Genomic DNA, 12,978 nt, shown 5'->3' with positions numbered 1-12,978 from the left:
AGAAAGCAGCCTTTTTTCGGCTGCGATTTTCCTCTGGATTCCCCTATTATAGCATATTTATCCTTGCGACACTTCAGCTATTTATAAAATGTCAGTTTAAGCGTCTGCCCAGGTGCTGTTTCTTGTTTTAAAAAATCCATCGGGTTCGTGCTGAGAACTTGGACGACTCTTGCTTCCTCTCCGTTCATTTCGACTAAAAGGGGCACGCCGTTGACATCGATCTGTTTTAAGTTCGAGTTTTCCGCCTGCCCTGCGAACACGATTTCCTGCGGCATTGTCGTATACAGAATCATTGGATCATCCCTTCCTGGGCGCCTTTGTTTTGTTCGATTAATTCATTCAGCTTTTGAATCGCCTGTCCGACTCCGCCGGTTTCATCGATTAATCCGTATTTCACGGCATCGTTTCCTACGACATTCGTCCCGATATCGCGGGTCAAATTGCCTTTTGAAAACATCAGTTCTTTAAATTTGTCTTCCGATATGTTCGAATGACTTGTCACGAAATTGATGACCCTTTCCTGCATTTTATCGAGATACTCAAATGTCTGCGGCACACCGATGACAAGCCCTGTCAGTCTGACCGGATGGATCGTCATCGTCGCTGTTTCAGCGATATAGCTGTGGTCGCAGGACACCGCAATTGGAACTCCGATTGAATGTCCGCCGCCCAGCACGATAGAGACCGTCGGCTTTGACAGAGACGCCAGCATTTCCGCAATCGCAAGACCCGCTTCAACGTCTCCTCCGACCGTGTTTAAGATGATGAGCAGCCCTTCGATTTTAGGATTCTGCTCTACTGCAACGATCTGGGGAATCACGTGTTCATATTTTGTTGTTTTATTTTGGGGAGGAAGCTGTACGTGACCTTCAATTTGCCCGATAATGGTCAGACAGTGAATGTTGGTATCCTGACCCATTTGCGGGAGTGTCGTTTCGCCGAGCTGCTGGATTTTGTTGACGAGACTGTCTTTTGCGTCCGGCTTAGCCGGCTGCTCCCCCTGGCTGTCCCCGTTTTGTATCCGGTTTGAGTCCATCTGGCTCACCTCTTTCTCGAGTTTCTTTTGTATTATGGACAATGGCGTTTTTTTCATTCAACGCAAAAGGCATGAAAAAAACCAAGAGAAATCTCTTGGTTTTATACTTCCATGATGATTGGAATGATCATTGGTTTTCGTTTCGTTTTTTCGTATAGGAACTGGTTTAGTGCGTCACGCATCGCCTGTTTTAAGGCGGACCATTCGACGACGGCGTTTTCTGTGCTTTCGTTGACGAGTTCCCTGACAAGTTCCGTCGCTTCAACGATCAGCTGTTCAGATTCTCTGACATAGACAAAACCTCTCGTGATAATTTCGGGTCCTGATACAAGATGTTTTTTCTTTTTATCAAGGGTAATCACAACGATTAAGATTCCGTCCTGGGACAGAAGACGGCGGTCTCTGAGCACGATATTGCCGATGTCGCCGACACCGAGTCCATCGATCAAAATATTGCCTGAATGCACTTTATCGCCGATTTTCACGTTTTGTCCGCGGAATTCCACGACGTCTCCTTTTTCAATCAGGAAAATGTCGCTCCGTTTCATACCGATTTCTTCGGCAAGCTTGGAATGCGCTTTTTGCATTCTGTATTCACCGTTTACGGGGATTAAATACTTCGGCTTCAGCAGGTTGAGCATCAGCTTCAGTTCTTCCTGACAGCCATGGCCTGATACATGGACGCGTTTTTGGGCGAAAACGACCTGCGCGCCCGCTCTTGTTAAGAGGTCGACCGCTTTGGAGTAGACAAGCTCCTGACCCGGAATAGGGGAGGATGCGATCAGGACGGTATCCCCTTTCTCAATGTCGAGCTGCTTATGCCCTTGTTTTGCGATCCTGGTCAATGCGGCGAGCGGCTCTCCATGGTTGTCCCCTGTCAAAATCGCGACTTCTCTTTTCGGATACTTTTTAACTTCCTGGACAGGGATGAACAGATCTTCATCTGCCGTGACATACCCGAGCTTCATCGCCAGCTGGAGTATCGTCGAAATATTTTTTCCTGAAACCGCAAGCTTCCTGCCGTTTTGGAGCGCGGCATCAATGACCTGCTGAATCCGGTTAAAGTTAGACGCGAACACGGCAATAATGACGCGGTTTTCGGCATTGTACATTACATCGGATATCTCTCCGCCGACGACTGCTTCTGAAGGCGTATAGCCCGGTTTCTCAGCATTGGCACTGTCGGAAAGCAGGCACAGCACACCGCTGTTGCCGATTTTGGCAATTTCGCCGATGTCGCTTGTCTGGTTTAAAACAGGTGTCTGGTCAAATTTAAAATCGCCAGTGCACACGATGGACCCGAGGGATGTTTTAAAGCTGACACCGACGGAATCCGGAATGCTGTGATTTGTTTTAAAGAATGACACCTTTGTCGATTCAAATGTAATAACAGATTTTGAATGAATTTCTCTTAAATCGGGCTTTTTGTTTACACCGTACTGCTTCAGCGTTTCCTTTAAAAGGGCGAGCGTCAGCTTCGTTCCGTAAACAGGCACAGAAAGTTTGTTCAGGCAGTAAAATACGCCGCCGATGTTTTCCTCATGCCCGTGTGTGAGAAAAATCGCCTTTACGCGGTCAGATCGTTCAATTAAATATGAAATGTCAGGAATGACCACATCGATACCCAGCATTTCATTTTCTGGATGCATGAGACCGGCGTCAACCACGAATATGTCAGAATCGATTTCAATGACATAAAGGTTTTTTCCGATCTCTCCGACGCCTCCTAAGGCGATGATTCTAATATTTTCTGTATTTTTTTTCAAATTGTAATCCTCCTAATCTAAGTACCCGTCCATCATCACTTGTCCCTATTATACCTGAATCTAAATTTAGAAAACAAGAACCATTATGTATATGACAAACGGTCATCCCCTCCAAAAGAGAATGACCGTTTTCGTCCGTATTGTTTTTTACAGGCCGTTCATCAGGCTGCTTAAACGGAGTCGTTCATCTTCATTTAGCGGAATCAAAGGGAGCCGGACGGACCCGACATCAAGACCCTTCAGCTGAAGAGCCGTCTTTAATGGAGACGGATTCGGTGCGGCAAAAAGCCCTTTCATCAGCGGAAGCAGCTTTTGGTGGATCAAAGCAGCCTGAGCCGTGTTCCCCTCTGTATAATGTTTGATCATTTCCTGCATTTCCGGTCCGATGATATGTGATGCAACGGAAACGATTCCTCTCGCTCCTACGGACAAGGCCGGCAGTGTCAGGCTGTCATCTCCTGAATAAACGGCAAAGTCCTCAGGGGTTTCAGCTACGATTTTTGTAATCGCATCTAAGTCGCCGCTCGCTTCTTTAATCGCAATGATATTCGGGATCTCCGCAAGGCGGATCGTCGTTTCCGGTGCGAGCGAAGCAGCCGTTCTTCCCGGTACATTATAAAGCATGACAGGCAGTGACGTTTCCTCCGCAATCGCTCTGAAATGGCGGTACATGCCTTCCTGAGAAGGCTTGTTGTAGTACGGAGTGACGAGCATGACGGCGTCAGCGCCGGCTTCTTCAGCTTTTTTCGTCAGCTTGATCGACGCTTTCGTGTTGTTGCTTCCCGTGCCGGCGATGATCGGGACGCGGCCTGCCGCTTCCTTGACGGAATATTGAATGAGCGCTACCTTTTCTTCTTCGGAAAGCGTCGGCGATTCTCCGGTTGTTCCGGCAACCACCAGGGAATCCGTCCCATTGTTTATTAAATAATCGATCAGCTTTGACAGTTTTTGAAAATCGATATTTTCATTTTTGTCAAAGGGCGTAACCATTGCGGTTGCGATATTTCCGAAATTCATTTTTTTCACCTCATCATGATTCAATCATATTTATTTTGACAGTTCAAACACTTCATGCAACGCATTCACGGCCGTCGCCATATTTTTCTCGTGCACGAGCACCCATATCGTCGTATGGCTGTCAGCAGACTGCAAGATCGGAATGCCTTTTTCTGATAAAGCGGTAACGATTTTTGAGGTAACGCCCGGAACGCCCATAATTCCCGCGCCAACTGCTGACACTTTCGCGCAATTTCTTGTCACGGCCGGTTCATAGCCCAATTCTTTCAGGATGCCAGAGGCGCGGTCGGTCATGTTTCCAGCCACCGTGTAGACAATTTCACTTGGTGTAATATTGAAGAAATCGACGCTGATGCCGGCATTCGCCATCGCTTTAAACACTTCAGTCTGTACGTTATATTGTCCTTCTTTTGCCGGGACTTTAAACTGTGTCACGTCTTTCACATGGGCGATGCCAGTGATAAGCCGCTCAAAAACGTCGCTTCCGGCTTTTGAGTTGTGATGGCTTGTGACGAGCGTGCCCGTCTCGTTTGAATAGGTTGAACGCACGCGGATCGGCACTTTCGCCTGCATTGCGATTTCAACGGCTCTCGGGTGGATCACCTTGGCCCCCTGATAGGCTAAATTACAGATTTCCGTATAGGTAATCACAGGCAGCGGCTTCGCTTTTTCAACGATGCGCGGATCAGCGGTCATGACGCCTTCGACATCTGTATAAATATCGATAAATTCCGCGTCCAGCGCCGCGCCGAGCGCAGCGGCCGATGTATCGCTTCCGCCGCGGCCGATCGTTGTAATGTCCCCTTTTGCAGTCGCGCCTTGGAAGCCTGCGACGACAACCGCATCATGGTCGGCCAGCATGCTGACAAGCCGCTCCGGCTTCATTTCGAGAATCTTTGCATTCGTATGGTTGTTGTCCGTTAAAAAGCCCGCTTGCGCACCGGTTAAAGCAGCTGCTTTAATCCCGTTTTCCAAAAGCATGCTGGCGAACACAACAGAGGAAATCGTTTCTCCGCATGATAAAAGCATATCCTGCTCGCGCTCGGTAATCGTATCCTGTCCGCCGTAAAGCAGATCAAGCAATGAATCAGTCGCATACGGATCGCCTTTCCGGCCCATGGCCGATACGACGACAACCGCTTTGTATCCTTCATTGACCGCTTCCTGAATATGGCTTAAGGCAAGCTTTCTGCCGCGGTCATCTTTTACAGACGTTCCGCCGAATTTTTGAACGATGATTTTCACTTTATTTCACTCCAAGTTGATTTCGGACGTAACAGAAGAGAGCAGGCTTTCATTTTTGCCTCACTCTCTTCTCACATCCCGTTAGAAATCTTAAACTAAATTTAAAGCTTTTAGGCTTTCTGCGATTTGTACGGAATTCCATGCTGCGCCTTTCAGCAGGTTGTCGGAAACGATCCACAGATGGAAGCCGTTCGGGCGGTCAAGGTCTTTTCTCACCCGGCCGACAAACACGTCTCTTTTACCTACTGCATCTGCAGGCATCGGATAGACCTGTTCAGCCGGATCATCCTGCAGAACGACGCCTGGAGCTTCTTTTAACAGATTTTTAATATCTTCTGCTGTCACATCATCACGGTCTGTTTCGATGTAGACGGATTCTGAATGCCCTGTTGCAACCGGCAGTCTGACACATGTGGCTGAAACTTGAAGCTCAGGCATGTGCATGATTTTTTTCGTTTCATTTATCATTTTCATTTCCTCAAACGTAAAGCCGTTTTCCTGAAATTTATCGATTTGAGGAATAGCGTTAAATGCGATTTGGTAGTGTTTTTCATCACTCTTCACCGGCATGATCTCAGGCTCGAACGGTTTGTCGTTCAAAATGGCTTCGGTTTGCCCGTAGAGCTCTTTTACCGCTTCGTTTCCGGCTCCCGACACCGCCTGATAAGTCGACACGATGATTTTGTTTAAACCGAAAGCCTTGCGGATCGGTTCGAGCGCAACAACCATCTGGATTGTTGAACAGTTCGGATTTGCAATAATGCCGTTGTGCTTGTGCAAATCTGCCTCATTGACCTCAGGTACGACGAGCGGAGTGTTTTGGTCCATTCGGAACGCGCTCGTATTATCAATAACGATCGCCCCGCGTTTGACAGCCTCGTGAGCAAGCGCCTGCGAAACGCTTCCCCCAGCGCTGAAAAGCGCGATGTTGACGCCTTCAAAGCTCTCTGGACGAGCTTCTTCTACAGTGTACTCTTCGCCTTTGAAAGTCTGCTTCGTACCTGCTGAACGTTTTGAGGATAATAAAGTCAGTTTATCCAGTTCAAAATTCCTGTCTTCTAGTGTTTTTAACATTTGCTGTCCTACAGCGCCTGTCGCACCAACTACTGCTACATGTAATCCTCTGCCCAATTGTAAAACTCCTTCCACCTTAATCGTCGTAAACGATTGGTTGACTATGCATTTTACATTTTATTTTAACATAGATGTGTGCCGTGGTGATTGATATTTTTTGTTACAACTTTATTTTCAAAAGATTTATTGATCACTGTGGACCAGGATAGGCTGCATTTGTTTATGGGAGAGCGCTTCTTCGACCGCCGGCACTAAAAGATCCATTTTGGCGACGAGCGAATTCGGCTTTTTATAAGGATCATCCTGGCCAAACGGAATGAAGTAAACGTTTTTTGCCGCCATCAGCCTCATCAAGTTGACGCCGTTCAAGCCGAGCGCATCATTCGTTGAAATGCCGAGGACAACGGGACGGGAGTTTCTCATCGTCGCCTTGGCCGCCATGAGAACCGGACTGTCCGTCTGGGCGTTTGCGAGCTTGCTCATCGAATTTCCCGTCAGTGGCGCAACAACCATGCAGTCCAGCGGAGTTTTCGGTCCGAGAGGCTCCGCTTTCGGAATGGAATCAATGACTTTAAATCCAGTCAGTTCCTCTATTCTCCTGACCCATTCTTCTCCTTCTCCAAAGCGTGTGTCCGTCGACTTGACAGTATGTGTGACGACCGGTCTCACTTCAGCTCCATTGTTGATCAGCGCTTCGATTTGCGGAAATACAGCATCATACGTGCAATGTGAACCCGTCAGACCAAATCCGATTCTTTTTCCTTTGATCGACATTATGACAGCCCCTTTCGGTCGGTTGTTAATTCAGACAAAAGGTTGCACAAAACATTGGCAATAATCTGTCCCGCCGTTTTAGGCGCGACGATCCCGGGGAGTCCCGGAGCAAGCAGCGCTTTAATGCCTTGCTTTTCAGCAAAATCAAAATCGGTGCCTCCGGGACGGGTTGCTAAATCGAGAATTAATGTTCTGGGTGTCATTCGTGAGAGGACGTGTTTATCGAGAATCAGGCTTGGAATGGTATTGATGCAAATGTCGATATTTTCAACATGCTCTGCAAGTTCGTTAGTGTGGAAAGGAGTGAGGCCCATCTCCAAGATTCTGGCGAGGTGGGCGGAGTCGCGCGCTCCGACTTTTACGCGTGCTCCGAGCGCCGAGAACGTCCGGCTGATGCTCATTCCCGTCCGCCCGAGCCCGAGAACCATCACATTCGAGCCGTGAATCGTAAAGTCTGTATGCTGTATGGCCATCATAATGGCACCTTCGACTGTAGGTATCGAGTTGTAAATCGCAATATCGTCTCTTTCAAAGAGCTTGACAAGACGGCGGTTTGCCCCTTTGGCCATGCCGTCTAAATACTGGTTTGAAATCCCTGAATAAATCGCACAGTGAGGCGGAGTTTTTTCTAAATGTTCCTGTTTTAACACCACTTTTTCATTGGAAAAAACAGTCGCAACCGTTCCTTCCATCGATGTGCCTGATACAGGCAGAATAATGCTGTCTATTGTGCCAAAGTCGAGTTCGTTCAGCTTTAGTTTTGTAGCTCCGGTAAACCCGTGATCAAGCTGGTCAAAACCGATTAAAAAGACCTTTGCATCCTGTTCCGTCAGCTTGCGGATGATCTCGAGCTGCCTTGCATCGCCGCCGATGATTGCAATCGTTAATCCGGTTAACATGGCTCTAACATTCACCTTCTTTTTTGACAAGGATCTAATTCATAAGCTAATTTCATCATATGACAAAAAGGAAATAGCGGTGAATTGAAATCCAGAAAAACAAAAAGCCCGCCCCAAGGGACGGGCGGGTGTTCTAGGCTTGCTTATTCTTCTTTTGTCACGCTGCTTTCCGGCACATCCAAAATGATCATATCCGATCCGATTTTTTGAATTTGCGACCAGGGCACCTTGATGTCATTCCCCTGTTTTCTGCCAAGTCCGAACCATTTTACAGAAGGGATAATAAGAGCGGTAATCTGTCCGTCCTGCTCATTGATCTCAAGATCCGTCTGCCCCAGTACCCCAAGCCGTTCAGCCCGCTTAACATCGACGATTTCTTTTCCCGAAAGCTCACTCAGCCTCATGAAAAAACCCCCTTTTGTTATGATGTATGAACCGATAACAAAAAACATGCCTGCCTAAAAAGACAAGCATGTTTTAACGAGGTATTATTTCGGCAGCTCACCCGACGGGCTGATCAATGCAGACGAGTAATCATCGGTGAAAATCCGGTTGGCAAGATTGTTCACACGCTCAAGGCTGACGGCATTCAACTTTTCGATGATTTCATCAAGCGTCCGGTGTTTGCCGAGCAAAAGCTCATTTTTGCCGTTGCGGCTCATTTTGCTGTTTGTGCTTTCGAGACTGAGCATCAGGCTGCCTTTCATTTGCTCTTTGCTGTTTTCAAGCTCTTTCGGTGTAATTCCGTCGCTTTTCAGCACACGCAGTGTTTCATGAATCGTTTCTGACAGAAGCTGAAGCTGATTTGCGCCGGTTCCGGCGTAGATCGTCATCATGCCGCTGTCTTCATAGGAAGTGTGGTAGCTGAACACGGAATATGCAAGACCTTTATCTTCCCGGACATCCTGAAAGAGGCGGCTGCTCATGCTCCCTCCCAAAATATTATTGAGAACGATCAAATCGTAGATTTCCGGGTGACCTGCTTCCAGCCCGTTAAAGCCGAGACAGAGGTGAGCCTGTTCGGTTTCTTTTTTGCGCGTCATTTTCTCATGATGAAAATCCGGTTTTGTCATGCCGGTTCTTTTGCCTTTGGCTTCATATGAGCCAAAGTGCTTTTCAGCTTCTTTTATAAAAGCTTCCGGCACATTTCCGGCTATCGAAATGACGACGCGGTCAGGCGTGTAATATTCGTCCATATATTTTCTGAGCGAATCTCCGTCAAATTCAGCAAGCGTCTCCTCTGTGCCGAGGATCGGATAACCGAGGGAATGGCTGCCGAATGACGCTTTGCTCAAGAGATCGTGGACGATGTCGTCAGGCGTGTCCTCATACATTTTAATCTCTTCATAGACGACGTTTTTTTCTTTTTTCAATTCTTCCTCGTCAAATGATGAATGAAAGAACATGTCAGAAAGCACTTCCAGAGCATAGCTTGCATGCTCATCGAGAACTTTGGCGTAATAGCACGTATATTCCTTTGAGGTAAACGCGTTGACCTGTCCGCCGATTCTGTCGAAAGACTCTGCGATGTCCCTTGCAGTGCGCGTTTTAGTCCCTTTGAAAAACATGTGCTCAAGAAAGTGCGAAATACCGTTAATTTCAGGTGTTTCATGTCTTGATCCGGTTCCAATCCAAACTCCGATGGCCACAGACCGGACAGTGGGATTGTTTTCGAATACGATTCTTACCCCATTTTGACAAGTATACCGTTTAATCAAATTTGTTCCTCCTATTCAAAGAACGGGCCGCACATCCTATTCTTCAACAAGCCTTTTTTCATTCATCAGCTGTGAAACAGTTCCGATTTGATAGCCTTTTTCATGAAGGTTCTGTATCAAAACGGCAAGACTTTTTGCAGTTGGATCTGTCGGATGCATTAATATCATGGCGCCGTTATGTACTTTGCTTAATACCCGTTGCTGTAAGACGGCCGGCTGCGGTTTCTGCCAATCGATCGTATCAACTGTCCACATGATCGTTCCCATCCCCATCTTGTGAGCCTGATCCACAACCTCTTTGCGGAAGCTGCCGCTCGGCGGGGCGAACCATTTCGGCTTGACGCCGAGCGTTTCCTCTATTTGTTCATTTGTCATCCGCAGCTGTTCTGAAATACGTTCTCTCGTCAGTTTGCTCATATCCGGATGATTGTATGAATGGTTTCCGATTTCATGTCCGCCGTTTTGGATGGCTTTTGCGAGCTCGGAGTGATGTTTCACCCATCTGCCCTCCAAAAAAAAGGTGGCTTTGACACGATGCTTTTCTAAAACGGGAAGCATCTCCTGCAAATATTCATTACCCCAGGCGACATTGATAATAAACGATACCATCGGTTTATCCGGGTGTCCGCGGTAGATCGGCTCAGGCTTTAAGGATTCTAAATGAACATCAGGTTTCACTTGATCATAAACGAGCAGCTTCTCATCAAATGCTCCGGCCCGTTTCATTTTTTTGTACGATTTTTCGATGTTTACTTTTAAGCCGTTGTAGCCGGGAATCGCTTTCCATATTTGATCAATTTTCGCATTTTGGGCCTTTACTTCATATTCAGGCGCTTTTTGCAAAAGCTCCTGGTACAATTCGTCCTTCTGAGCGGCAACCGTGACCGCATCTTTTTTCATCGCATCTATGTAATGTTGTGAATACGGACGGTTCATCATCTGATAGGACATCAGCAAAAGAAAGAAAAAAACGGAAACACGAACAATCGTTCTTTTCAATTGTATTCCTCCCTTCCCCACAAAATATGTGAGAAAAGGACAAGATAGAACCGGACCGTTTTCACGGCTTAAAACAAAGAAGCCGGGTTACCCAGGCTTCCTTTTGCTTTGAAGACGAAGACAGAAGCAAGATAAAACACCGTTTTTTACGATTTTTGTTCTTCTTTTTCCTTCTGTTCACGCAGTACAGCTTTTCTTGATAAGTTGACGCGTCCTTGTTTATCGATTTCGGTAACCTTAACAAGGAGCTCGTCGCCGATTTTGACGACATCTTCGACTTTTCCTACCCGTTCGAGCGCAAGCTCTGAAATATGGACCAAACCGTCTTTTCCGCTGAACAGTTCAACGAAAGCTCCGAATTTTTCAATCCGCTTTACTTTACCTAAGTAAAGCTGTCCGACCTCAACTTCTCTGACAAGGTCTTCGATAATTTTCTTCGCTTTTTGGTTCATGCTTTCATCGGTGGAAGAGATGAAGATTGTGCCGTCTTGTTCAATATCGATTTTAACACCTGTATCTTCAATGATCTTATTGATTTGTTTTCCGCTTGGTCCGATGACGTCGCGGATTTTATCCGGATTGATCGACATCGTCAAGATTTTCGGCGCATAAGGAGAAAGCTCTTTTCTTGATTCAGCCAATGTGCTCAGCATGCTTTCAAGAATTTCCATTCTGCCTTTTTTCGCCTGCTGAAGAGCCTCTTCCAAAATCTCTCTTGATAGGCCTTCAATTTTAATATCCATTTGCAGAGCTGTGACGCCTTTGGACGTTCCCGCTACTTTAAAGTCCATATCTCCGAGATGGTCTTCCATACCTTGAATATCGGTTAGGACCGTGTAGTTGTCACCTGATTTAACAAGACCCATTGCGATTCCGGCCACCGGAGCTTTAATCGGCACCCCTGCATCCATCATAGCAAGCGTGCTTGCACAAATGCTCGCCTGGGAAGTTGAACCGTTTGATTCAAGCACTTCAGAGACGAGGCGGATGGTGTACGGGAAGTCTTTTTCAGACGGAACAATCGGCTCAAGCGCACGTTCCCCGAGGGCTCCGTGCCCGATTTCGCGGCGTCCTGGTCCGCGCATCGGCCCTGTTTCCCCGACGCTGAACTGCGGGAAGTTGTAATGGTGCATAAAGCGTTTTGATTCCTCGACACCGAGACCGTCCAAAATTTGTACATCGCCAAGCGCACCGAGCGTACAAATGCTGAGCGCCTGCGTCTGCCCCCGTGTGAAAAGGCCTGAACCGTGTGTTCTCGGAAGGAGTCCGACTTCTGAAGAAAGCGGGCGGATCTCATCGACTGCCCGGCCGTCAGGACGAACTTTTTCCTCCGTGATCAGACGGCGCACTTCATTTTTAACAAGCTGCGACAAAATGTCTTTCACTTGTTTCAGCGTGTCTTCATCGTGTTCCTCTTCTTCAAACTTGGCCAAAACCTCGTTTTTCACTTCGCTGATCGCGTCCTCGCGCGCGTGCTTTTCATGAACCTGGATCGCTTTTAAGAGGTTCGATTCGGCCATTCCCCGCACTTTTTCTTTCAGATCGGAATCGATCTCATACAGGGTGATTTCTGATTTTTCTTTCCCGACAGCGGCGACGATTTCCTCCTGGAACGCAATAAGCCGCTTGATCTCCTCGTGACCGAACATGATCGCTTCAAGCATGATCTCTTCCGGAACTTCGTCTGCTCCTGCTTCAACCATGTTGATCGCATCTTTCGTTCCCGCTACGACGAGGTGAATGTCGCTTTTTTCAAGCTGTTCAAGTGTCGGATTAATAATGAATTCGTTGTCAACCCGGCCTACCGTCACTCCGGCAATCGGCCCTTCAAACGGGATGTCCGATACGGACAGCGCAAGAGACGATCCGAACATTGCCGCCATTTCCGACGAACAATCCTGGTCAACACTCATGACGATGCTGACGACTTGAACTTCATTCCGGAAGCCGTCTGCGAACAGCGGACGAATCGGCCGGTCGATTAACCGGCTGGCGAGAATCGCTTTTTCGCTCGGTCTGCCCTCTCTTTTAATAAACCCGCCCGGAATCTTTCCGACGGCATAAAGTCTTTCTTCATAATTCACGGTTAACGGGAAGAAATCTACGGTTTTAGGTTCTTTTGAAGCCGTTGCGGTGCTGAGCACAGCGGTGTCTCCATAACGCACCATGACAGCTCCGTTTGCTTGTTTTGCAAGCTGGCCGGTTTCTACCGTCAGCTTGCGGCCGGCCCAATCTATGGAAAAGACATGTTTCTCTTGTCCCATTCTTATATGAACTCCTCTCTTCGGATAGTTTTTACGTTACTCCTATTATGAACGAAATGAATTGAACATATCAATGGCAAAGTGCTATGTAAAGAATGAATCGGTGTCATTTAAAATCATTTATATGAACAACGCGTTTTAGAGTTGCCGGATATTCGTTCTTATACGATAAAAAAGCGGGAATCC

12 protein-coding genes are annotated in these 12,978 nt (G+C 47.2%); all 12 read right to left on the bottom strand.

What is annotated here, in order from left to right:
* Positions 1-77: 77 nt before the first annotated feature.
* The 12 genes from KI350_RS05105 to pnp all read right to left on the bottom strand — a co-directional run bounded on the left by KI350_RS05105 (position 78) and on the right by pnp (position 12,792).
* On the bottom strand, positions 78-293 hold the full coding sequence (locus KI350_RS05105) for a YlzJ-like family protein (protein ID WP_003181904.1): 216 nt from the start codon (positions 291-293) through the stop codon (positions 78-80).
* Complete coding sequence (locus KI350_RS05100; protein WP_020451445.1) at positions 290-1,036, bottom strand: ClpP family protease; 747 nt, start codon at positions 1,034-1,036, stop codon at positions 290-292. Before KI350_RS05100 ends, KI350_RS05105 begins: the two co-directional genes overlap by 4 nt.
* A 101-nt stretch (positions 1,037-1,137) precedes the next feature.
* A complete protein-coding gene (gene rnjB / locus KI350_RS05095) occupies positions 1,138-2,802 on the bottom strand; it encodes a ribonuclease J2 (RefSeq protein ID WP_020451444.1) in 1,665 nt (554 codons plus the stop codon).
* A 147-nt stretch (positions 2,803-2,949) separates the two neighbouring features.
* Positions 2,950-3,819: a 4-hydroxy-tetrahydrodipicolinate synthase gene (gene dapA, locus KI350_RS05090; protein WP_020451443.1), complete on the bottom strand. Its 870-nt coding sequence runs from the start codon at positions 3,817-3,819 to the stop codon at positions 2,950-2,952.
* A gap of 30 nt (positions 3,820-3,849) precedes the next feature.
* Positions 3,850-5,064 (bottom strand): aspartate kinase, encoded by a 1,215-nt coding sequence (gene dapG, locus KI350_RS05085; protein WP_020451442.1) that lies wholly within the window; start codon positions 5,062-5,064, stop codon positions 3,850-3,852.
* A 90-nt stretch (positions 5,065-5,154) separates the two neighbouring features.
* Positions 5,155-6,195: an aspartate-semialdehyde dehydrogenase gene (gene asd, locus KI350_RS05080; protein ID WP_025811420.1), complete on the bottom strand. Its 1,041-nt coding sequence runs from the start codon at positions 6,193-6,195 to the stop codon at positions 5,155-5,157.
* A gap of 126 nt (positions 6,196-6,321) precedes the next feature.
* Complete coding sequence (gene dpaB, locus KI350_RS05075) at positions 6,322-6,915, bottom strand: dipicolinate synthase subunit B (protein WP_025811418.1); 594 nt, start codon at positions 6,913-6,915, stop codon at positions 6,322-6,324.
* Complete coding sequence (gene dpaA / locus KI350_RS05070; protein WP_025811416.1) at positions 6,912-7,811, bottom strand: dipicolinic acid synthetase subunit A; 900 nt, start codon at positions 7,809-7,811, stop codon at positions 6,912-6,914. The genes dpaB and dpaA overlap by 4 nt, the downstream gene beginning before the upstream one ends.
* Before the next feature lie 143 nt (positions 7,812-7,954).
* Complete coding sequence (locus KI350_RS05065) at positions 7,955-8,215, bottom strand: YlmC/YmxH family sporulation protein (protein ID WP_003181887.1); 261 nt, start codon at positions 8,213-8,215, stop codon at positions 7,955-7,957.
* 84 nt (positions 8,216-8,299) lie between these two features.
* Positions 8,300-9,529: a M16 family metallopeptidase gene (locus KI350_RS05060; RefSeq protein ID WP_025811414.1), complete on the bottom strand. Its 1,230-nt coding sequence runs from the start codon at positions 9,527-9,529 to the stop codon at positions 8,300-8,302.
* 36 nt (positions 9,530-9,565) lie between these two features.
* Positions 9,566-10,528 (bottom strand): polysaccharide deacetylase family protein, encoded by a 963-nt coding sequence (locus tag KI350_RS05055; RefSeq protein WP_026579722.1) that lies wholly within the window; start codon positions 10,526-10,528, stop codon positions 9,566-9,568.
* A 146-nt stretch (positions 10,529-10,674) separates the two neighbouring features.
* Entirely contained in the window at positions 10,675-12,792 is a 2,118-nt protein-coding gene (pnp, locus tag KI350_RS05050) for a polyribonucleotide nucleotidyltransferase (protein WP_020451436.1), read from the bottom strand.
* Between the last annotated feature and the right edge of the window lie 186 nt (positions 12,793-12,978).

Origin of the sequence: Bacillus sp. J41TS8, from assembly GCF_018333035.1 — a bacterium.
Taxonomy (GTDB): domain Bacteria; phylum Bacillota; class Bacilli; order Bacillales; family Bacillaceae; genus Bacillus; species Bacillus paralicheniformis.
The sequence above is the reverse complement of the archived record's forward strand: the minus strand, read 5'-3'. Positions and strand labels throughout refer to the sequence as shown.